At 63.7% G+C, this 21,756-nt stretch carries 20 protein-coding genes, 1 tRNA gene and 2 pseudogenes; 9 read left to right on the top strand and 14 right to left on the bottom strand.

Annotated features, from left to right (window positions below; translation table 11 throughout):
* Positions 1-252 precede the first annotated feature (252 nt).
* The gene (locus tag BWQ93_RS08150; RefSeq protein ID WP_077030101.1) at positions 253-1,053 is read left to right on the top strand and encodes a DUF1206 domain-containing protein; all 801 of its coding nucleotides are present in this window, start codon (positions 253-255) and stop codon (positions 1,051-1,053) included.
* 271 nt (positions 1,054-1,324) lie between these two features.
* Here BWQ93_RS08150 and BWQ93_RS08145 read toward each other — a convergent pair whose 3' ends face one another.
* Positions 1,325-1,570: a DUF3253 domain-containing protein gene (locus BWQ93_RS08145; RefSeq protein ID WP_077030100.1), complete on the bottom strand. Its 246-nt coding sequence runs from the start codon at positions 1,568-1,570 to the stop codon at positions 1,325-1,327.
* Positions 1,570-1,848, bottom strand: coding sequence for a UvrB/UvrC motif-containing protein (locus tag BWQ93_RS08140; RefSeq protein ID WP_077030099.1), 279 nt, complete (start codon positions 1,846-1,848; stop codon positions 1,570-1,572). The genes BWQ93_RS08145 and BWQ93_RS08140 overlap by 1 nt, the downstream gene beginning before the upstream one ends.
* A 518-nt stretch (positions 1,849-2,366) precedes the next feature.
* Here BWQ93_RS08140 and BWQ93_RS08135 point away from each other — a divergent pair.
* Positions 2,367-2,678 carry a hypothetical protein gene (locus tag BWQ93_RS08135; RefSeq protein ID WP_077030098.1) on the top strand — a complete coding sequence of 104 codons (312 nt, stop codon included), beginning with the start codon at positions 2,367-2,369 and terminating at the stop codon, positions 2,676-2,678.
* Between the two features lie 174 nt (positions 2,679-2,852).
* Here BWQ93_RS08135 and BWQ93_RS08130 read toward each other — a convergent pair whose 3' ends face one another.
* The 7 genes from BWQ93_RS08130 to BWQ93_RS08095 form a co-directional block, all read right to left on the bottom strand.
* Positions 2,853-3,680, bottom strand: a complete 828-nt coding sequence (locus BWQ93_RS08130; protein ID WP_156878178.1) for a hypothetical protein — start codon at positions 3,678-3,680, stop codon at positions 2,853-2,855.
* Between the two features lie 1,065 nt (positions 3,681-4,745).
* Positions 4,746-4,821: transfer RNA gene (locus BWQ93_RS08120), tRNA-Lys, on the bottom strand.
* 122 nt (positions 4,822-4,943) lie between these two features.
* Complete coding sequence (gene rodA, locus BWQ93_RS08115; protein ID WP_077030095.1) at positions 4,944-6,050, bottom strand: rod shape-determining protein RodA; 1,107 nt, start codon at positions 6,048-6,050, stop codon at positions 4,944-4,946.
* Positions 6,047-7,915, bottom strand: coding sequence for a penicillin-binding protein 2 (mrdA, locus tag BWQ93_RS08110; protein ID WP_232314767.1), 1,869 nt, complete (start codon positions 7,913-7,915; stop codon positions 6,047-6,049). The genes rodA and mrdA overlap by 4 nt, the downstream gene beginning before the upstream one ends.
* Before the next feature lie 55 nt (positions 7,916-7,970).
* A complete protein-coding gene (locus BWQ93_RS08105; protein ID WP_077030093.1) occupies positions 7,971-8,495 on the bottom strand; it encodes a rod shape-determining protein MreD in 525 nt (174 codons plus the stop codon).
* A complete protein-coding gene (gene mreC, locus BWQ93_RS08100; protein ID WP_077030092.1) occupies positions 8,492-9,403 on the bottom strand; it encodes a rod shape-determining protein MreC in 912 nt (303 codons plus the stop codon). Before mreC ends, BWQ93_RS08105 begins: the two co-directional genes overlap by 4 nt.
* Positions 9,404-9,422: 19 nt before the next feature.
* Complete coding sequence (locus BWQ93_RS08095; RefSeq protein WP_077030091.1) at positions 9,423-10,469, bottom strand: rod shape-determining protein; 1,047 nt, start codon at positions 10,467-10,469, stop codon at positions 9,423-9,425.
* Positions 10,470-10,654: 185 nt separating this feature from the next.
* On the opposite strand from BWQ93_RS08095, the gene mutL reads away from it, so the two are divergent.
* Together mutL and BWQ93_RS08085 are read left to right on the top strand one after the other, a co-directional pair.
* Complete coding sequence (gene mutL / locus BWQ93_RS08090) at positions 10,655-12,472, top strand: DNA mismatch repair endonuclease MutL (protein WP_077030090.1); 1,818 nt, start codon at positions 10,655-10,657, stop codon at positions 12,470-12,472.
* A gap of 24 nt (positions 12,473-12,496) precedes the next feature.
* Positions 12,497-13,231, top strand: a complete 735-nt coding sequence (locus tag BWQ93_RS08085) for a DUF3800 domain-containing protein (protein ID WP_077030089.1) — start codon at positions 12,497-12,499, stop codon at positions 13,229-13,231.
* A gap of 46 nt (positions 13,232-13,277) precedes the next feature.
* Here the strand turns inward: BWQ93_RS08085 and BWQ93_RS08080 are convergent, their stop codons facing one another.
* The 3 genes and pseudogenes from BWQ93_RS08080 to BWQ93_RS08070 all read right to left on the bottom strand — a co-directional run bounded on the left by BWQ93_RS08080 (position 13,278) and on the right by BWQ93_RS08070 (position 16,396).
* Complete coding sequence (locus tag BWQ93_RS08080; RefSeq protein WP_077030088.1) at positions 13,278-13,970, bottom strand: aspartate/glutamate racemase family protein; 693 nt, start codon at positions 13,968-13,970, stop codon at positions 13,278-13,280.
* Between the two features lie 2 nt (positions 13,971-13,972).
* Entirely contained in the window at positions 13,973-15,538 is a 1,566-nt protein-coding gene (locus tag BWQ93_RS08075) for an alkaline phosphatase D family protein (protein ID WP_077030087.1), read from the bottom strand.
* 111 nt (positions 15,539-15,649) lie between these two features.
* A pseudogene (locus BWQ93_RS08070) lies at positions 15,650-16,396 on the bottom strand (MauE/DoxX family redox-associated membrane protein).
* Positions 16,397-16,428: 32 nt separating this feature from the next.
* Here BWQ93_RS08070 and BWQ93_RS08065 point away from each other — a divergent pair.
* From BWQ93_RS08065 to BWQ93_RS08060, 3 genes are all read left to right on the top strand, one after another.
* Positions 16,429-16,830 (top strand): MerR family transcriptional regulator, encoded by a 402-nt coding sequence (locus BWQ93_RS08065; RefSeq protein WP_077030086.1) that lies wholly within the window; start codon positions 16,429-16,431, stop codon positions 16,828-16,830.
* Positions 16,831-17,136: 306 nt separating this feature from the next.
* Positions 17,137-17,460 (top strand): hypothetical protein, encoded by a 324-nt coding sequence (locus BWQ93_RS20785; protein ID WP_156878177.1) that lies wholly within the window; start codon positions 17,137-17,139, stop codon positions 17,458-17,460.
* Positions 17,461-17,618: 158 nt separating this feature from the next.
* A complete protein-coding gene (locus tag BWQ93_RS08060; protein ID WP_077030085.1) occupies positions 17,619-18,053 on the top strand; it encodes a DUF4304 domain-containing protein in 435 nt (144 codons plus the stop codon).
* 45 nt (positions 18,054-18,098) lie between these two features.
* On the opposite strand, the pseudogene BWQ93_RS20780 reads toward BWQ93_RS08060, so the two are convergent.
* Positions 18,099-18,176 (bottom strand): annotated as a pseudogene (locus tag BWQ93_RS20780).
* Between the two features lie 448 nt (positions 18,177-18,624).
* Positions 18,625-19,722 (bottom strand): redox-regulated ATPase YchF, encoded by a 1,098-nt coding sequence (ychF, locus tag BWQ93_RS08055; RefSeq protein ID WP_077030084.1) that lies wholly within the window; start codon positions 19,720-19,722, stop codon positions 18,625-18,627.
* A 182-nt stretch (positions 19,723-19,904) separates the two neighbouring features.
* Between ychF and BWQ93_RS08050 the strand changes: the two genes are divergently transcribed.
* Both BWQ93_RS08050 and BWQ93_RS08045 read left to right on the top strand, forming a co-directional pair.
* Complete coding sequence (locus BWQ93_RS08050) at positions 19,905-20,507, top strand: CAP domain-containing protein (RefSeq protein WP_083720744.1); 603 nt, start codon at positions 19,905-19,907, stop codon at positions 20,505-20,507.
* 75 nt (positions 20,508-20,582) lie between these two features.
* A complete protein-coding gene (locus BWQ93_RS08045) occupies positions 20,583-21,734 on the top strand; it encodes a serine hydrolase domain-containing protein (protein ID WP_077030082.1) in 1,152 nt (383 codons plus the stop codon).
* Positions 21,735-21,756: the final 22 nt, after the last annotated feature.

Here is a 21,756-nt window from a genome sequence, read left to right as displayed (position 1 = left end):
CGGGAGCTGGCGCTAGGGTGCCTAGCGGCCGAGCTACGCGTAGCCTGCTAGGCCAAAATCGGCAGACGGAAATCGGCTTCCAGCTTCGGGCTTTTTTCGATTTCCCTCATCGCTTTTGGCTCTCCCGCTGTGTGTCCGCGCCCGAATAATCCGCTGGGTTCTCCATGGTTCGGTTCATCGCTTGGGGCGAGTGGCGACCGGAACAAGCACCTCGTCGGGGCGTTCGCTCGATAACGATCAACGGGAGCAGGCATGATGAACAGACTTCGGCAACTCGAAACCTTCGCGCGGGTCGGTTGGTGCGCGCGCGGCGTCGTCTATTGCCTGCTGGCGGTGTTTGCGATGACCGGTGCGGGCGCGTCGGACGCAAGCCCGCAAGGCGTCTTCCGGTCGGTACGCGACATGCCTGCGGGATCGGTCCTCCTGCTGCTTCTCGGCGCCGGCCTCGCGCTCTACGGCGCCTATCGGCTTTATGGCGCAGCGCTTGATAGCGAGGGTAAAGGGAGCGAGCCGAAAGGACTCGCGATCCGTACCGGCTACGCCGCGAGCGGCATCGCGCATTTCCTGCTTGCCTGGGCGGCGATCCGGCTCGCGTCGGGCGAGACCGCGGGCGGCAACGGCGAGCGCGAGAAGGAGGCAGCCGGCATGCTGCTCGACCTGCCGCTTGGTGCGACCCTGTTGGGCCTCATCGGAGCGGCCTTCATCGCCGCCGCGGCGCATCAAGCGATGAAGGCCTGGACTACCGAGTTCATGCGCGATCTCGAACCCGGCGCTTCGGCGTGGGCGGTGCCTGTTGGCCGGGCCGGTCTAGCGGCGCGCGCGGTGGTATTCGGCGTTATCGGCTTTTCGCTCGTCAAGGCGGGCTGGTTCGGCTCGGCGGGCGAAGTGAAGGGCTTGGGCGATGCGCTATCGGCGCTGACCGAGAACAAGGAGCTTTATATCCTCGTCGCCGCGGGCCTCTTTATGTTCGGCGTCCACAGCTTCGTCGAGGCGCGCTGGCGCCGGATCCGCAATGAAGATGTCGTGCGCCGCCTTATGCGCGGATCACGCTAGACTGACGAGCCAGGCAAAGAGCAGGCGAGCCAATAGGGCGACGGTGGCGGGAGACGATATTTGAGCGAGGATTACGCGCGCGGACAGCGCGATGGCGTGCGCCTCGCGCTCGCCGTTCTGGCAGCCGAGGAGGCAAATCGACGGTAACATCATAACGAGCCGGAGCCCCGAGGATCTGCCGGCATTCTGCGATGCAATTATCGAAGCGCTCGCCGAGAATGCCGCCTTTGCCGAGTAGCTTCGGACGTCCCGCTCGCCTGCCCCGACGTGCCTAGCAGCGGCGCAGGCGGCTGATCCGGTAAGGCCCGGTTCGCTTCTCGAGGCATCGGCCCTTCCAGCTCAACTGGATAATTCCTTCCTGAAGCAGGGCGTCGATCGCCGTGTGTACTGTCGGCATCGATGCGCGCCAATCGTCGTCGGTCGAGATCGCGCGTGCGACCTCGCTCGGGCAGATCGATGCGTCAGCCGATCGATCGGCGAGTAGGGCCAAGATCGCATTCTGGGCGTTTTCTGGCACTATTTGCGCCGCTTGCTACGACCGGTTGTCATGGGATCGGGGGTGGGTGGCGGTCGCCAACCGGGAGAGGGCTTCATCTTTTGCCGGCTGGTGCCAAGACCCATCGCCCCGGGCTGCTGGCGTGTCAGTCCGGAAAAATCCGCCTCCTCGGCTGCAGCGGCCGACGCGCCGTCGCGCATCAGGCTGATCTTGTCGCGGCATCGTTTGGCTTCCTCGAAGTCCAGAGCTTCGGCGGCCGCTTCCATTTTCTTCTGCAGGGACTGAATCGTTTCGCTCATAAGGGCTCAACGCACGGCGAAAAGGTTTTGGCAGCACGCCAAATGCCAAGAATGGCGCCGGGGGCGGAACTGCCGGGCAAAATTCGACGCGGACTTGACCGGGTTCAACTGCCCAGCCTTCGCACGAAACGTCCTCTCTCTTTATTTGATACCTAAAAGCAGACAGTCTCCAACCGGCCAATCGCAGCCAATTGCCAAGGAAGGTGCAGCGCGCGGCGATAGGAGGATCATCGAAGCCGTCGCCACTCGCGGCGCGCAGGGGGCATCTTTGGGGGCATATCTAAGAAGCATCTTACCATATTACAAACAGATCAAATATTTACCGGCTTATTTAGATTCCTGCTACCTCCATGGCTGCATAAGCCATTATAATCAGCTTATTTTATTGGCCATTTTGGTCTTGGAGATGCTCGGCGGTCGCGGGAATCGGCTGTTAGCGGACCTTCGGAGACCTCAGCGCCAATGTCTGGAAACGACCGATTGCGGACACTGGCGGACGGCCGCATACACTCCAGATCATGACAATCGAACCTTGGCAAACGAGGGCGCCCGATCTGATCGCCGAGGTGCTCATTTATCCACCCGATGATGGCGGCAGATCAACTGCCATCCAGCCCGGCTATGGTTGTCCCTGCTTCACTGAAAAGCGGACCAGCAAGGGAGGGTGGGATGCCCGACTGCAATTGGCCGATCGCCCGTTAGAGCCGGGAACGAAGCGGCAAGTGGGCTTCGTCTTTCTTTCTTCCGAAGGTGCGGAGACAATGCGTCGAGCGCGTAAATTTTACCTGTGGGAGGGGCGCTTCATTGGGGAAGCGGTAGTCACGGACTGACGTCCGCTTGCCACCCCATTTCAGACGTTCACGCCCGATCCTGGCGAACGTCCGAAATGGGGTGGAAGCTGAATGGCCGCTTTTGCACACAAATCTGGCAAACCCGACATTCGTCGGCGCCTTAATGTTCGACAGCGGATAAAACATTCACGGCTACGCAGTTCTCAGCTTGAATTACCAGCGAAAAAATCCGTCAGCAAAACACGACTTAAGTTTCTCTCGCTCGGTGTCGAAAAATTCCTGGCGGTCGATAACATCGGAAATTGCATCGGTGATCCGCAGAAAGCGCCCATCCTCATTTCTTTGGATGCCGCCTGCACCGGTTTTGCGGCGCATGGCATCAACCTCGCCGTCGAACTCTGATCCAAAATAGTTAGCCCACGAAAGCTGCGGCAAAAATCGATAGTATCGGCGTTCAGCCAATTGCCACTTGTCGGGGCTTCTCCAATGGCCCTCAGAAGTCTTCCAACTAGTAAACGAACCTTCCCCTACAAGCGGTCCGTCGAAGCGTTCGAAGCGATCCTTTCCCTCAGAACGAGACAATTCTAATTCTGTAAAGAGGTGCAGCATCCCGTACGCAGGCTTACAAACATCCACGATACGCTCGAACAAAACAGACCAATCAATTTTCGGATCATAGTTAAACTCTATCGAAAGCGTGTCGCACAGCGAACGATCAATCTCCGGTCGAAAATCTACCCTGCCGCGGCCTGCAAGAGAGCCCGTGCGGCTCCACTCCGCACCAACATGAAACTCGCCCTTTTCTATGAGCTTGCCCTTGTCGGGTCCTTTTCCTTCCCGCTTTTCAAAGGGCATAACGGTGAGCCATAATGAGCCGAAATCATATGCCGTTCCGACGTCATGTTTTGCCGACCATATTCGAATTTTGTTCGGTGTGAGGCGCTTGGAAGTTTCTTCATGCGCCTGATAGATTGCTGCGCCAAATTCCCTACCGGAAATATCCACATAGGTCGTGATGCCTATCGCAATCTTTGGCCGCACTGGAGGCTCCCACTTCGTGGCTATGACAGCCTAGTAAACCGATGGCTGGCCGATAGGCCTATTTAGCTTGATACATCATTCGGGGCCGAATCGTTAGCTCCGTCAAGCTACCGACGATTCTGTCGATCGTCCCATGACGGCTCAACACCTAAGTGCCAATTTACGACTGCTTTCGCACCGCGAGTTAAGTGCGGCCAACGACCGTCATCGGTCGTTTGCGGTCATAGCGCCGCGGCCGCCGATTGGCGGTAGGAATGCTGCTGCTGCCCTCATACGTCGTGAAGGTGGTTCGGCGCGGAAAACAGGAATCGAATTGCCCTGTGAGCCACGGTTTTCCGCAGGTCAGGCGTTCGCTAAAATCAAGGTACGCTCAAAGCCGATTCCCGCTACCCGCTCCAATTTCCAGACCGCTGCAGTTCGGATTGGTCTTTACAAGCTCCCAGAAATCCACGTAATCCTCGGTCATCGGATCGATATAGTTCGGTCTGGTTCGACCGAAACCACCTTGCGTCGGGGGCCACAATCGCGCTGCTCGACGCCGTCGCCCTTGGGAAAGATTGGCCGTCACATGGTTTGGTGTTTCAGTCGAGCTCCGGGACGCGCCTGAGTGCATTCTCGAAAGCTAAAGAGAAATGGGACGCCATGATCGTTAGAAAAATGAGGTCGTCGGGGGAGGAGGGCGCCGTTTTGGCGCCTTGGCGGATTCACGATATTCGTCGGACCGTGGCAACAGGAATGCAAGCCTTGCAGATCCGGACGGAAATCATCGAGTCCGTTCTCAGTCATCTCTCCGGGACGAAGAGCGGCATTGTTGGAGTGTACCAATGCTACCCGTATCAGGAGGAGAAGCGCCAAGCGATGAAGCGATGGGGAAGACACATCAAAAAAACTGACCGCGCCGTGACATTTCGGCCCGCAAGTCGGCGGCGAGAATTGGCGTAAGCTACCGATAATGTTTGATTAAACTCGACTTCCGCCGCCCATTGCGTGCTTACCCGGTGCTTACACGTTATCAGCAGCAGTTTATAAATCGCTCAAGATTGGCCGCTAAGTCTTTGAAGGAAATGGTGGACGCACTAGGGCTCGAACCTAGGACCCGCTGATTAAGAGTCAGCTGCTCTACCAACTGAGCTATGCGTCCACTGCCGTTTCCGGCGGGCTTCGAAGGCCGGGGGAAGTCCCCTTTGCTGCGAAGCGAGCGGCCCGCTATCATGGCCTTGCGGGGATGGCAATGGCCCGTGCGCGTTTTTGCCGACTATTTTTTCAGCGGAACCGTCCGCCGGCCTTTTTCGTGTCATTCTCGATCGCCAGCACAATGCCGACGCAGGTCATGATCGTCAGCATCGACGACCCGCCATAGGAGAAGAGCGGCAGCGGGATGCCGACCACCGGCGCGAGCCCCATCACCATCATCAGGTTGATCGCGATGTAGAAAAAGATCGTCATCGTCAGCCCCGCGGCGGCTAGCTGGCCGAAGCGCGTGCGCGCATTCAGCGCCACGCGCGTCGACCAGCGCAGCAGCAGGAAGAAGAGCCCGAGCAGCACCAGCCCTCCGATTAGCCCCCATTCCTCGGCCATGGTGGCGAAGATGAAGTCGGTATGCCCCTCGGGCAGGTAATCGAGGTGGCTCTGCGACCCGTTGAGGAAGCCCTTGCCGCCGATGCCGCCCGATCCGATCGCGATCTTCGACTGGCTGATATGATAGCCCGCGCCCAAGGGATCGCTTTCGGGGTCGAGGAAGATCAGCACGCGTTTCTGCTGATAGTCGTGGAGGAAGGAGAAGAGGATCGGCAGCGCGGCGACGCCCGCCGCGGCGGTGCTGCCGAACCACCAGAAGGGCAGGCCGGCGCAGAACATCACGATCACCCCGCCGATGCAGATCGCGAGCGCAGTGCCGAGGTCGGGCTGGAGCATCACCAGCGCCGCGGGAAAGCCGATCATCACCAGCGCGGGCCACAGCGCGGTCCAGGTTCGCGTGCTGCCCGGGGGGAGCTGGGTATAGAAGCGCGCGAGCGCGAGCACGATCGCGACCTTCATCAGCTCGGAGGGCTGGAGGTTCATGAACCCCAGGTTGAGCCAGCGCTGGCTGCCCCCGCCGACGAAGCCCAGCAGTTCGACCGCGATCAGCAAGATCAATATGCCGATATAGCCGAGATAGGCGAAATCCTCGAAAATCTTGATGTTGAAGCGCCCGATGACGAGCGCGACGGTCAGGAAGACGAGGAAGCGCACGCCCTGTTGCAGCGCCCAGGGCGACCAATTGCCGCCTGCGGCCGAATAGAGGACGAGCAGCCCGAAACCGGTAATGCCCGAGAGGATCGCAATCAGCTTCCACGGGACGCGCTGGACGGCGGCTGGGACCGGGATCATTGCGGGATCTCCGGATCGGGGTCGCTCGACGCGCCCGTCTTCCACGCCATATAGTCGCGGTCCATGCGCTCCTTGATCGTCCCGCCCCAGCCGGCCTCGAACGTCTCGAGCGCCTCCATCGCCTTTTCGCGGTCGTAGAGGAAGGTCATGAAGTCCTTCGCCACCGGCGCCGCGGCGCGGCTGCCGCCCATACCGTGCTCGATCACGATGCCCGCGGCATATTTGGGTTTGTCGACCGGCGCGAAGCAGACGAACAGGCCGTGGTCGCGGAACCGCCACGACCCGCTCTTGCCGTTGCCGGTGTTGAGCCCCCGCACCTGCGCGGTGCCGGTCTTGCCCGCCATCGCGATGCCGTCGAGCGGCAGGCGGCTGCGCCCCGCGGTCCCGCCCGGGCCGTTGACGACGAGGTCCATGCCGTGGCGCGCGACCGCAAGGGCGTCGGCCGAATAGGGCAGGGGATCGTTGCGGAACTGGCGGTTGACGAGGCGCGGATAGAGTTTGCGCCCCGACGCGATCCGCGCCGCCATCACCGCGAGCTGCAGCGGGTTCACGCTGACATAGCCTTGGCCGATGATCGCGTTCAGCGAATCCGACGCCGACCAGGCCTGGTCGTATTTGCGCATCTTCCACGCGCTGTCGGGGATGGTGCCGTAGCGCTGGTTGCTGCCCGCGAGCTGGAATTCCTCGCCGAGCCCAAGCATCTTCGCCGTGGGAGCGAAGGCGTCATAGCCCAGGCGGTGCGCGAGCCAGTAGAAATAGCTGTTGCAGCTCTTCATGATCGCGGTCGCCATGTCCACGCTGCCGTGTGTGCCGAGGCAGCGGAAGAAGCGGCTGCCGAGGCGATAGCCGCCGATGCAGGTGTGGCGCTCGCTGGGGTCGACGCCATGTTCGACCGCGGCGATCGCCGCCATCGGCTTCAGCGTCGATCCGGGCGGATAGAGGCCGCGGGTCGCCTTGTTGATAAGCGGCTGGTGGTCGTCGGCGCGCAGCCAGCTATATTCCGAATTGCTGATCCCGTCCGAAAAGCTGTTCGGGTCGAAGCTGGGCATAGAAACGAAGGACAGGATGTCGCCATTGTCGCAGTCGATGACCACCGCGGCGCCCGATTCGCGCCCCATACGCCGCGCGATATATTCCTGCAAATCGGCGTCGATCGTCAGGTGGACGGTCTTGCCCTGCTTGTCCTCGGTGGTGTCGAGCTCGCGCACCACCTTGCCGCGCGCGGTGACCTCGACGCGCTTGGCGCCGGGCTCGCCGCGCAACATCGGCTGGAAGTATTTCTCCAGCCCGTCCTTGCCGACGCGAAAGCCGGGGGTGATGTAGAGCGGGTCCTTGTTCGCCGCCTGATATTCCTCGGCGGTCGGCGCGCCGACATAGCCGATCAGATGCCCGACAGCGGCGCCCGTCGGATAATTGCGCGCAAAGCCGCGCTGCGGCGCGACGCCGGGCAGGTCGGGCAGGCGGACGAGGATCGACGCATAATCGGCCTCGGACAGATCCTCGGCGACCGCGACCGGTTGGAAACCCGACGCCGCTTTCAGGTCGCGGTTGATCCGCTCCATCGCGTCGCCGTCGAGCCGCAGCAATGTGCGGAGCTGCCTCAGCACCAGTTCCTTGTCGTGGAGCCGGTCGGGGATCAGGTCGATGCGCAGGCTCACGCGGTTGTTCGCCAGCGCCTTGCCGCGCCGGTCGACGATCCAGCCGCGGCGCGGCGGGACCAAGGTCAAATTGACACGATTGCTTTCCGATTCAAGGACATAATGGTCGTTGTCGATGATCGATATATAGGCCATGCGCGCCGCGAGCGCGCCGCCGATGACCATCTGTCCGCCTCCGACCAGCATCGCGCGGCGCGTGAAGGTCATGCCCCTCCAGGCTTCGGTGATCGGTGGGCTTTTCTTACCAAACATTGGGCGTGAACTATCGGCGTTTCAGGCGGAAATTGTCAAACTTGCCGGTCAGGCGAAGGAAGAGCGGGACGAGCAGCGCCGAGATGACGATTTGCGGCGCGACGAGGCCGAGCACGCGGCCCATATGCGCGTCGGGATGCGCGATCAGCGCGGCGAGCGCCTGGATCGCGGCGACCAGCAGCGCCGCGACGCCCCAGTCGTGGATGAAGCCGCGCCAATAGACGCGCTGCGAGAAATAATGGATCGCGATCGTCGCGAGCGTCCACAGGCCGACCGCGGTGCCGATCGGCGCGCCGCTGAACAGATCGTCCCACAGGCCGAGCGGCAGGCCGATCCACACCGGCCACATCTCGAGCCGCAGCAATTGCCAGCAGAGGAACAGCAGCAGCCCGAGCGGCGGCAACACCGGCGAGCTTGCGACCATCGGTAGCATCAGCGGCAGCGCCGAGGCGAACATCACCGTCGCGACGGGTACGGCCTGCATGCGCCACCGCGACGCGGGTTCGCGCTGCAAGGGCGCGGCGGCGCGGTTCATGGCGCGGTCTTGGGCGCGGGCGCCGCAGCCGGTGCGGCCGGGTGCGCGGCCTGCGCCTCGATATTGTCGGGCGTATAGGGACGCAGCACCGACACCGCATCGACCTTGGCCGGATCGGCGAGCGGGCGTGCGAGCGCGCCCTCGCTCGTCCGGCGCACGATGATCGCCACCGGCACATTGGGCGGATAGAGCCCGCCGGTGCCCGAGGTGACCATGATGTCGCCCGGCTTGAACGGGTTGTTCGCGATGTTGAGCGTGCGGATGTCGAGGTCGCCGTTGCCGCGGCCATAGGCGAGCGCGGGCAGGCCGTCGCGCGCGCGGCGGATCGGTACGATATTGTCGACGTCGGTCAGCAGCAGCACCTGCGACACCGAAGGGCCGCTCGACAGCACGCGACCGATCAGCCCGTCGGCGCCGCGCACTGGCTGTCCCGCCGCCACCCCGACATTGCGCCCGATGCTGAGCAGCGCGATGCGCTTGCTGCTGGTCGATGTCGAGGTGAGCAGATAGCCGTTGGCGACCCCGGTCTTGTCGGCTTCCTGCAACTTCAGCAGCGTCTTGAGCTGGCGGTTCTCTTCCTGCAGCGCGCTCGTCGCGACCAGCTGGCGGCGCGCGTCGGCGAGTTCGGCGCGCAACCGGCTGTTCTGCGATCCCGCGCTCACATAGGCCGACACCGCATCGTCGATGCCCGAGATCGAGCCGATGACCGAACGGGTGCCGCGCGCGACGGGCGCGGTGACCTCATGGCTCGCGACGCGCAGCGCCGCGAAACCCACGGGGTCGGCAACCGACAGGATCGCCAGCAACAGGCCCGTCACCGCCCCGGTCACCGCAATGACATAGGCGACGAACAGGCTCGTCTGGGCCTTTCGGGATTGCCCCGGACGCCGAGCTGCCGGGCGGACCATAAAGCGTTGCTATCCGATATCAGGCTTGCTGGAGCACGCCGCGGAAGGCGGGGTCTTCCATCGCGCGGCCGGTGCCGATCGCGACGCAGGTCAGCGGATCGTCGGCCACCGTGACGGGCAGCCCCGTCGCGTCTTTCAGCAGCTCGTCGAGCTCGGCGATCAGCGCGCCGCCGCCGGTCAGGACGATGCCTTGGTCGACGATGTCGGCGGCGAGTTCGGGCGCCGTATTCTCGAGCGCGATGCGCACGCCCTCGACGATCGTGCCGATCGGCTCCGACAGCGCCTCGGCGATCTGCGCCTGGTTGATCGAGATTTCCTTGGGCACGCCGTTGACGAGGTCGCGGCCCTTGATGTGGATCGTCATCCCGACGCCGTCGGCGGGAATGCGCGCGATGCCGAAATCTTTCTTGATCCGCTCGGCGGTGGTTTCGCCGATCAGCAGATTGTGGTGGCGGCGGACATAGGAGACGATCGCCTCGTCCATCTTGTCGCCGCCGGCGCGGACCGAGGTGGTGTAGGCGAGACCGCGGAGCGAGAGCACCGCGACTTCGGTGGTGCCGCCGCCGATGTCGACGACCATCGACCCGATCGGTTCGGTCACCGGCATGTCGGCGCCGATCGCGGCGGCCATCGGTTCCTCGATCAGCCACACTTCGCTGGCGCCAGCGTTCGACGCGGCGTCGCGGATCGCGCGGCGCTCGACGCTGGTCGAGCCACTGGGGACGCAGATCACGATCTCGGGACTGCGGAACGCGTTGGGCTTGCCACCGTGCACCTTGGTGATGAAATGCTTGATCATCTCCTCGGCGATGTCGATGTCGGCGATGACGCCGTCGCGCAGGGGGCGGATCGCCTCGATGCTGTCGGGGGTCTTGCCCATCATCAGCTTGGCGTCGTCACCGACCGCCTTCACGCGGCGATGGCCGTTCAGCGTCTCCATCGCGACGACCGAGGGTTCGTTGAGCACGATGCCCTTGCCGCGGACATAGACCACCGTATTGGCGGTGCCCAGGTCGATCGCCATGTCTTGGGAATTGAACTTAAACCACCGCGAGAAAAAGGACATCGATCGTCATTCCTGTCTGCCTTGCGAACGGAGCGCCCCGTCGCCGAGTTTGCCGACGCGTTCCCGTCCGGGGGCAGGACCAATCAGGGGGAGATTCCGGCCTGTCCATGGGGGGCGGCTGGACAAAATGATCAGGCTGTTCGGGTGGGTCGCGAATTGCGTCCGACTGCGCTAGGGAAGGGATTATGTCAATACGCCGCCTGCCGGAAACGCTCGTAAATCGGATCGCAGCCGGTGAAGTGGTCGAAAGACCGGCTGCGGCGCTCAAGGAACTGGTTGAAAACGCCATAGACGCGGGTTCGACGCGCATTTCGGTACGAATCGCCGACGGCGGCATCGCGCGAATCGAGGTCGAGGACGACGGGTCGGGAATGACCCCCGGCGACATGGCGCTGGCGCTCGAACGCCATGCCACGTCGAAGCTGCCCGACGACGCAATCGAGCAGGTCACCACGCTCGGTTTCCGCGGCGAGGCGCTGCCCTCGATCGCCAGCGTCGCGCGGCTCACGATCGAGAGCCGCATGCCCGGCGCCGACGGCTGGAAGCGGGTCGTCGACAACGGCGCGCTCGTCGCCGAGGGACCCGCGGCGCTCGCCAAGGGCACGCGCGTGCTGGTCGAGGACCTCTTCGCGCGCATCCCCGCGCGCCGCAAATTCCTGCGCAGCGGGCGCAGCGAATATGCCGCCTGCCTCGACGTCGTGAAACGCCTCGCGATGGTGAACCCCGACGTCGGCTTCACCATGGAGCATGACGGGCGCCGCGTGCTCGACGTCCAGGGCGGGCAGGACCGGCTCGCGCGCGTCGCGGCGCTGACCAGTCGCGACCTCGCCGCGAACAGCATCGGGGTCGATCTCGACCGGGGCGAGGTGCATCTCGGCGGTGTGATCAGCCTGCCGACCTACAATCGCGGCGTCTCCGACCATCAATATCTCTTCGTCAACGGCCGCCCGGTGAAGGACCGGCTGCTCGTCGGCGCGCTTCGCGGCGCCTATGCCGATTTGCTCGCGCGCGACCGCCATCCCGTCGTCGCATTGTTCCTCGACGTGCCCGCGAGCGAGGTCGACGTGAACGTGCACCCCGCGAAGACCGAGGTGCGCTTCCGCGACCCGCAGCTCGTCCGCGGCATGATCGTCGGCGGGCTCCGCCGCGCGCTCGACGAACATGGCTTCCGCAGCGTCCAGCGCCCCGCCGAGGCGGCGCTCGCCGCCTGGCAGCAGGAGCCGGTGGCGCCCGCGCCGGCGACCGGCTTCCTCTTCGGCGCCGCGCCGCGCGGCGAGCCCGCGGTGCATCTGTTCGGCGCCGACATCGCGCCGCCGTCGCCCGAAGTCGCGCGCGTCTACGACCGGCTCGTCCCCTTCGCTTCGCCCGCGCCGCTGGCGGGCCGCGCCGAGGTCGCCGCCGCCCCGGTGCCGGTGGCCGAGCATCACCCGCTCGGCATCGCGCGCGGCCAGATCGCGCGCACCTACATCGTTGCCGAGGCCGAGGACGGGCTCGTCATCGTCGACCAGCACGCCGCGCACGAACGGCTGGTGCTCGAACAATTGCGCCACGGCTTGGCGGGCCGCGCGGTCCCGTCGCAGGGCCTGCTGCTCCCCGAGGTCGTCGAGCTCGACGAACCCGCGTGCGACCGGCTCGAAGCCGCCGCGCCGCAGCTCGCCGCGCTCGGGGTCGAACTCGAACGCTTCGGCCCCGCCGCGGTGATGGTCCGCGCGACCCCGGCGATGCTCGGCGCGATCGACTGCACCAAGCTGGTCACCGACATCGCCGACGACCTCGCGGGCTACGACGCCGCGCTCGGGCTCAATGAAAAGCTCGAACTCGTCGCCGCGACGATGGCGTGCCACGGCTCGGTCCGCGCGGGCCGCACGCTCAGCGTCACCGAGATGAACGCGCTGCTCCGCCAGATGGAGGTCACCCCGCATTCGGGCCAGTGCAACCACGGCCGCCCGACTTGGGTCAAGCTCGCGATGGATGATGTCGAGAAACTGTTCGGGCGGAAGTGAGATTTGAAGGGCGGGGGCTGCTGTATGGAAGTGGGGTTTCGGAAATCATTTTATGGTGATGACGAAGTCATAGCGTTCTTCGACGAATCTGGTGATGAAACACTGAAAGATCCCGGTAATCCGACATTTGTTCTGGGGTGCTGTATGGTTCGCGGTCGTGACCTTCCTGCGCTGCGGCAAGCTTGGCTAGATGTTCGAGAGCAGGTAACAGGCCATCGCGATCGTCAAATGCATATGCGAAATATGAGGCTGGGCAGAAAGCGGGATTATCCGGTTCGAAGGTTCTTTGAGCAGGAAACCTTCTACCGCGCCGGGGTTGCAATCACGGATCAAACGATTTTCGAGATGGGCGAATTCCCTCACAAACCGGTTTTTGGGATCGCGCTAAATTTGGTTGGACAACTCATGGCGGCAGTCATGGGTGGTCGCCCATCGCATGGTCTATGTCTCATCATCGAAGACAACGCACGTTTACGTCCATCCTACGAGGCACAACTATCAACTCAGCGGCTTTCGATGGATGGCATATCGATGCCGGTTAGTTGGGCATTGCTGGACAAGACGGCGGAAGAGCCGGGGCTGGAGATTGCAGATTTCATCGCACATTCAATAGCCGGTTTTATCCGAACCGAGCGTTCCGCAGCGACTAAATTCGCTCCTCGCTTCGGCTCGATTTTCCCAGATTTGCCGCACGCGAAGTTTTGGGAACTAAACACGTGTCGGTTCGATGGAATGCGCCCAACCCGGCAGATGGAGTGAGGGCCAGAAATAAGTCGCAGCCGACGTTTCCCGATCAAGTTGACCCTCAGCCGATCACCATCTCCACCGCCGCCGTCGCGTGCAACGTCGTCGTGTCGAACAGCGGCACCGGGCTGTCCTCGGGCTGCACCAGCAGCATGATCTCGGTGCAGCCGAGGATGATCGCCTCTGCGCCAGCGTCGACCAGCCGCGCGATGATCGCGCGATAGGCGTCGCGCGACGCCTCGGTCACGACGCCCGCGACCAGCTCGTCATAGATGATCCGGTGCGCGACCGCGCGGTCCTCGGCGCCCGGGACGACCACCGACAGCCCATGTCGCGCGGCCAGCCGGTCGCGGTAGAAATCCTTCTCCATCGTGAAGGCGGTGCCGAGCAGCCCGGCCTTTTCGATGCCCGCGGCGTGCAGACGGTCGGCGGCGACGTCGGCGATGTGCAGCAGCGGTACCGACACCGCGGCCTGCACCGCGTCGGCCATCAGATGCATCGTGTTGGTGCAGATGATCAGCAGCTCGGCGCCGCCCGCCTCGAGCCGCCGCGCGGCGTCGATCATCATCGCGGTCAGTGCGTTCCAGTCGCCCGCATTCTGCAGCCGCTCGATCTCCGAAAAGTCGAACGACCAGAGCAGGCAGCGCGCCGACGCGGTCGGCCCGAGCCGCCCGCGCACGTCGCGGTTGATGAGGCGGTAATATTCGGCCGAGCTTTCCCAACTCATGCCGCCGATCATCCCGATCATCTTCATCGTCAGGCCATCTTGATCCCGGCGACGCCATTCTCGACGACGCCGGTCGCGCGCTTCGACAGCGTGTTGGTCGGCGTGGTCACCTTGTCGACGACCATGAAATGCGACTGCCACGCCTCGCGGCCGACTTCGCACACGACATAGCCGCGCTGGTCGTTGGCGAATTTGAGCTCGGGGTTGAGCTTCAGCCAGTCGTCGGTGCCGTTGCGCTTGTCGCTGCCGTCGCCGTTGCTGCTGATCGAGGTCGCGACGAATTCGGCGCCGACGACCTTGTCCTTCAGGATCAGGTCGCCGCAGAAATTCTGATGCTCGTCACCGGTGAGCACGACGCAATTCTTGAGCCCCGCCATCCGCGACAATATGCGCTCGCGCGGCGCCGCATAGCCCGCCCAGCTGTCGATATTCACGATTTTCTGCGGTTCGTCGGGCTTGCGGCGGCGGTCGAGCGACATCATCGTCACCTGCTGCGCCAGCGCGTTCCACTGCGCGCCGCCCTTCGCCAGATTGCGCGCCAGCCATTCCTCCTGCGCCTTGCCCAGCACCTGCGCGTCCCTGGCCATCACGTCGGGGCAGATCGGCTTGAAGCCGTCGCCGCACGGCTGGTCGCTGCGATATTGGCGCGTGTCGAGCACTTGCATCGCCATCAGGTCGCCATATCGAAACTCGCGGTTCGCCGCGACCATGCCGCCGCGCGGGAGCAGCGCCTTGCGCACCGGCATGTGTTCGTACCACGCCTGCATCGCGCCCTGCTTCTTCAGCATGAACTCGGCGGGCGACAGCGCGTCGGGGTCGTTGCCGTCGAGCCCCATTTTCCAATTGTCATATTCGCCGACCCAATTGTTGCGAATCTCGTGATCGTCGAAGCTCGACAGATGCGCGTGGACCGAACGCACCGCCTGCTGGTCGATGTCGAGCAGGGTCTGCGCATAGGCGAGGCGGAAGTCGTTGACGTCGATCAGCGCACGCTGCGCATATTGGCGCACCGGGCGGATCGGCAGCCCGCTGTCGAACAGATAATCCTGCCGATATTCATAGATGAAATCGCCATAATGATAAACGAAGGCCAGGTCTTCGCGCGCCATGTGGCGATAGGCGCCATAGAAGCCCGATTCATAATGCTGGCAGCCCGCGACGCCGAATTTCAGCGCATCGACCTTGGCGCCGGGGGCGGGCAGGGTGCGCGCGCGACCGCGCAGGCTGCGCTCGCCGCCCGCGGTGAAGCGGTAGAAATAGGGCCGGTCGGGCAGCAGCCCCGCGACCTCGACATGGACGCTGTGCGCCAGTTCGGGGCGCGCCAGCTCGGTGCCCTTCGCCACGACGTCGCGAAAGCCGGTGTCGCTCGCGACCTCCCAGTCGACCGGGACGTTGACCAGCGGCATGCCGCCGTGGCGCTCCATCGGCTCGGGCGCGAGGCGCGTCCAGATGACGAAACCGTCGCTCGCGGGATCGCCCGCCGCGACGCCCAGGCTGAACGGAAAGTCGCGAAACAGCCCCTGCGCGCGAACGATGGCGGGGGCGGCCAGCCCGGCGAGCGTCGCCCCGGCCAGAAACGAGCGGCGATTATACATGGCAGTTCCCATCGTCTGATGATTCGTTGCGCCGGGCATAGCCCAGCGGCACGCGAAATCCCATGTGCCCGGATCGTGACAATGGGGTTGCACCCGGCCGGGCGGATGGCCTCAGACCAGCATCGCCAGCATCCACAGCGCCATGCCGACCATCGCCAGATTCTCGGTCAGCGAGACGAAACCCAGCGGCACCTTGCTGCTGCCTCCGACGCACGCGCATTTGAGCTCGCGCCGCTCGATATAGACCGCCTTGAACACCGACGCCGCGCCGATCGAACCGATGAACAGCGATACCGGGATCGACAGCCAGGGCAGCGCATGCGCGGTCATCAGCACCCCCGCGACCCCCTCGGCAAAGGGATAGATGCGGCCATAGGGGACCCAGCGTTTCGCGAACAGGTCGTAGTTCAGGAACATCGTCGAGAAGCTCTCGATATCCTGCAGCTTGAGCAATGCGAGCACGATCATGCTGAACGAGACGAACCATTCGGCCGCGCGCAGCGTGAGCGCGTCGCCGAACGCGGCATGGCTCGCCGCGAGCGCCATCAGCGCGGTCATCGCGAACAGCGCGATCACCGGGCGGTAGCTCACCGCGTCGGGATCGCGCACCGCGAGGCCGAAATGGCGGCGGAGGTCGTCGTAGCCGCCGATGCGCACGCCGTCGATGAAGGTTTACGGCGTGGTCTTGACGCCATGCTCGGCCTTGAACGCGTCGGTCTCCTCGCGCGTCGTGAGCCAACGGTCGTCGACCGCATAGCCTTTGCGCTTCAGCAGGTGGCGGGCCTTGAGGCCATAGGGGCAGGTGTGGCCGGGCATGACCATGCGGTGGAGGGTTGCTTGCTTTTTCATGCGCCCCATATGGCATCCGTACCATGGTACGGAGTCAAGCGATGCAGTTCACCATCGGAAAACTGGCCGTCGCGGGCGGCGTCGGGGTCGAGACGATCCGCTATTACCAGCGTCGCGGCCTGCTTTCGACGCCCGCGCGCAGCGGCGGCGACGGCTGGGGCGGCGGCATCCGCCGCTACGACGAAGACGACCTTCGCCGCCTGAAGTTCATCCGCGCGGCGCAGGGCGCCGGCTTCACGCTCGACGAGATCGGCGAACTGCTCGCGCTCGAGGCGGGCGACGACCGCGTCCAGGTGCGCCACCTCGCGCGCCAGCGGATCGATGCGCTCGATACAAAGATCGCGGCCATGACCGAAACCCGCGCCGCGTTGGCGCGCTTAGCCGACATCTGCGCGGCGAGCGACAAGGGGCCGTGCCCGATCTTGGCGGCGTTCGAGCCGTAGCCCGCCCCGCAATGACGGTCCGCGGGCGGTTGCGGCCGGACCCATTCTTACCTGTGTCATTCCCGCGAAAGCGGGAACCCAGTGCGGGGTCAGCCTACGGACGCTCTGGGTCCCCGCTTTCGCGGGGATGACAAGAAAGTGAGATATGTCCGGTCCCCACCCCATTTCAGCCGGTCGCCGCTGATCTGGATCGAATGTCAGGAAGCGACCGATTGCAGACGTAGCAATTTTGTCTAATTTGCGAGGATGTAGAAGCCGCAAATTCCGTCAATCATCATCTTGGCATTGGGCTTGCTCAGCTGCGGCATGCCAGAAGATGAACAAGCCGCTTCTGTCAAAGCCGAAGCTTCCTTCGATATATCTGCGGACGCCAAAGCATGCGATCTTCTCAAGGCATCTCTAGTGGCCAACCGCGATTTTGAAGAAAAGAATATCGCTGGTTGCGATGGAGTAGTTGATAGCTTTAATCCGCCCGGTTTCCGGATAGCTCGTGTCAACGGATACTGCCATGAAGAGATATGCGGCAGCGTATTGATGGGATGGTTTGCAGTGGAAGAGGATACAGGTCGAGTTTTCGAATGGAACGTGGCGGACGAGGAGCTTGGACCGGAAATCAATCCCGCGAGTTAGCGTCCGCTTCCCACCCCATTTCCGCCGTTCGCTGTCAACCTGGATCGAATGACCGCTAACGACCGATTGCGGACGTTCATGAGGTCAGAGCACTTGACGGCTTTGAGCCTCAATTTAGGTGTAATCCTACGCTACCCCCGATTCCGATAGGAGTGGAAATGAGCCGCAGGTCTGACATGAAAGCTTCACTAAAGCGGCTTGCGATTCCGCACTTACGATCAATTGGATTTCGCGGTTCGTTTCCTGATTTTTATCGATATATGGGTGACACAGTGGAATGCCTTCAGTTCTATTTCAAACGAGATTCTTCGGACGACCGCTTCTTTGTGCACGCGGGGCTAGCGTCGCGCGACGGCGTGGAGTGGCACAGGCCGATCAAACACACGGTTGCACCGGAGAAAGTCAAAGCCACTCAACTGATTGCCACTGTAAGGCTTGGAGCGAAACCGGGTTCTAACAACCGGTGGTTCGACTTTGCCGTTCAGTCGGCCGATTCAATTGCTCTAGATGTTGTATCGGAGCTTCAAGGCGACGATTTCTGGCACCGTCTGCAACAGGTCCCCGTGACAATCGAAGGAAAGGATTTTCGCTAATCCGAATAGGTTGTCGGGTGGCAGCTTCCCACCCCAATTCGGAAATGCCAGCGGCAGGGGATCGAACCCCACCCGTTGCCGAGATCGCTGTAGCGATACGTCTACCAATTCCGTCACGCTGGCGGCATTCTCATAGCTATCATTTGATCGGTCATCCAGCGTCCGCTTCCCACCCCAAAGCCGACATAGCCTTCAAAATAAGCCTTTCCTAAATTATCCGGCTGTGCCAGCCTTCATCCGGCTCTTTCATCTGGTGGATAAAAACGCGATGCGCACCGCAAGTAATCAGCATATCGCGACGTTCAAATCGGTGCCGCACGAGGCTGAACTTTACTGAACTTTGGAATATCGCGCGACCTTCTTTCGATATGGCGGCACATCACTGGCTCATTGAAATCGTCTTGAACGCGCTGAAGGTCCGCCCCGTGCTTAAAGCGACAAGGAAGACATTTCGACGCGCGCATGCGTATTCGATGTCGCCTTAAGGCCACAAAGGGCACAATGCGCATCTCCCCATACGGGGCTTTTGTGGCTTTAAGCCCCGACCGGCTTCGCGGGCGGCGAAGACGACTCAACTATGCAGGAAATGCATCACGTCGCCGTCGTGCACGACATAGGCCTTGCCCTCGGCGCGCAGCTTGCCCGCTTCGCGCGCCTTTGCTTCGCCGCCCAGCGTGACATAATCGTCATAGGCGATCGTCTCGGCGCGGATGAAGCCCTTCTGGAAATCGCTGTGGATCTCGCCCGCGGCCTCGGGCGCGGTGGCGCCGGTGTGGACGGTCCAGGCGCGCGCTTCCTGCGGGCCGACGGTGAAGAAGGTGATCAGGTGCAGCAACTCGTACCCCGCGCGGATGACGCGCGCGAGGCCGGTTTCGTGGAGGCCCATTTCTTCGAGGAATTCGAGCCGGTCGGCCATGTCCATCGTCACCAGCTCGCTCTCGATCGCGGCGGAGACGACCACCGCCTGCGCGCCCTCGGCCGCCGCCTTGGCAAAGACCTTTTCGGAGAAGGCGTTGCCGTTGGCGGCGCTGCCCTCGTCGACGTTGCAGACGTAGAGGACGGGCTTGCTGGTCAGCAGCTGCGCATTGCGCAGCGCGCGGGCTTCTTCCTCGTCGCGGGGGTCAGTCAGCCGCGCGGGCTTGCCGTCGCGCAGCAGGTCGAGCGCCTGCCCGAGCACGCTCGCGGCGACCTTCGATTCCTTGTCGCCCTGCGCGGCTTTCTTGGCCAGCGCCGGCACGCGCTTCTCGAGGCTTTCGAGGTCGGCGAGCAGCAGCTCGGTCTCGACCGTCTCGGCGTCGGCGACGGGGTCGACCCTGTTCTCGACATGCTGGATGTCGTCATCCTCGAAACAGCGCAGCACATGCACGATCGCGTCGACCTCGCGGATATTGCCGAGGAACTGGTTGCCCAGACCCTCTCCCTTCGACGCGCCGCGCACGAGCCCCGCGATATCGACGAAGGCGAGCTGCGTCGCGATGATCTTCTTGCTGCTCGCGATCGCCGCGAGCTTCTCCAGCCGGTCGTCGGGCACCGCGACGTTACCGATGTTCGGCTCGATCGTGCAGAAGGGATAGTTCGCCGCCTGCGCCGCCGCGGTCTCGGTCAGCGCGTTGAACAGGGTGGACTTGCCCACGTTCGGGAGTCCGACGATGCCGCATTTGAAACCCATAAAAACTCCATGAGGATCCGGCGTCGCGCCGGTCGTTGCCCGCGCCCCTAGCGCTTAGTGGGCCCGTGCGCCAGTCTCGCCGATAATGGTTGCGCGATGTTCAGCGTTGCGCCTTTATCGCCTCTGCAATGACGAGATACTTCCGATGGCCCGCAGCAGCGGCGCTTCTGGCTGGCGGAGCCGTGAGCTCCGCTGCCCTCGCGCCGGGCGATTTCGAGACCGACGTTCTTGCCGAACTCAATCGCTTCCGCGGCGATCCTTCGGGCTATGCCGATGTGTTGCGGACTTATCGCCCGCGCTTCGAGGGCAAGCTGCTGATCGGGCGCGACCGCGACGAGATCGACATCATGACCCGCGAGGGCGTCGCGGCGGTCGACGAGGCGATCCGCGACCTGCGTCCGGCGAAGCCGCTCGCCTCGCTCGAACGCGGCGCGGTGCTCGAACGCGCGGCGGCCGACCATGTCGCGGCGCAGTCGCGTTCGGGCGCGGTCGGCCACTATACCGGCGGCCGCGGCCCGGGCGAGCGCGCGACCGCGCGGGGCGGCGGTCCCTATGTCAACGAGGTCATCACTTATGGCCATCACACCCCGGCAGGCGTGATCCACCAGCTGCTGATCGACGACGGCGTGCCCGACCGCGGGCACCGCCACAGCCTGCTCCGCGCCGAGCATCGCTATGCCGGCGTCGCCTGCGGATCGCACAAGGTCCACCGCACCATGTGCGTCATCATGATGTCGCAGACCCCCGACGGTTCGGCCCCGCCGCCACCGAAGCGCAAACCCTGACCGGCGACGACGCGGCTTGCGGGCTGTATTGTTTCGTCATAGCAGTGGAATCGTCCTGATTTCGGGGAGATAGCGATGCGCCGTGCAAAACTGGCTTTGGCCCTGCCGTTGTTGATGGCCGTCACCGCCGAGGCGAAACCCGTCGCCGACCAGGCCGCGGTCGCGAAGACCGCGAAGCAGGCGATGACCGCGACCGGCGCGCGCGGCCTCGCCATCGCGGTGATCGACAAGGGTAAGGTCGTCTCGGTCCAGAGCTTTGGCGAGCGGAACGCCAAAGGCGAGCCGTTGACCCCGCAGACGATCATGTACGGCGCCTCGCTGACCAAGGCGGTCTTCGCCTATACGGTGCTGCGGCTGGCCGACGAGGGCAAGGTCGACCTCGACAAGCCGATCGCGGCGATGCTCGACAAGCCGCTTCCCGACTATGGCAATCTCGACGCCTACGGCAATTGGGGCGACCTTGCCGGCGATGAGCGCTGGCGCGCGGTGACGCCGCGGCATGTCCTCAACCACAGCACGGGTTTCGCGAACTTCCACTTTCTCGAACCCGACCAGAAATTGCGCTTCCACTTCGATCCGGGCAGCCGCTACGGCTATTCGGGCGAGGGGATCATGCTGCTGCAGTTCGGGCTCGACAAGGGACTGGGGCTCGACACCGGGCAACAAGTTCAGCGGCTGGTCTTCGATCCGCTGAGGATGCCGAACTCCAGCCTCGTCTGGCGCCCCGACTTCGCGGCGAACTACGCCGACGGCTGGACGCTCGACGGCAGCGTCGAGGCGCATGACGAGCGCGGCCGCGTGCGCATGGCGGGATCGATGGACACGACGATCACCGACCTTGCCAATTTCGCGGCGGCGCTGGTGTCGGGGGAGGGTTTGTCGAAAAAGGCACGCGGCGAACTGTGGCGCCCGGGCCTGCCGATCCGTTCGGCCGGACAATTCCCAACGCTGGCGGGCGACGTGCCCGCGGCGCGGCAGCACAAGGGGCTGGCGGCGAGCGTCGGGCTGATCACCTATAGCGGGCCGCAGGGCCCCGCTTTCTTCCGCGGCGGGCACAATGACTCGACCGGCAACACGCTCGTCTGCGTCGAAAAGGGTCAACGCTGCGTGCTGATCATGTCGAACGACGTGCGCGCCGAGGCGGCCTTTCCGATGATCGTGCGCGACATTCTCGGCGAAACGGGGACGCCGTGGCGCTGGATCTTCGGCGATATGAAATTCGTCTGAGGCGGTCGCCCGCTCCCGGCGT

This window comes from Sphingopyxis sp. QXT-31 (assembly GCF_001984035.1).
Taxonomy (GTDB): domain Bacteria; phylum Pseudomonadota; class Alphaproteobacteria; order Sphingomonadales; family Sphingomonadaceae; genus Sphingopyxis.
Note: the sequence above shows the minus strand (reverse complement) of the source record. Positions and strands in the feature narration are given on the sequence as shown.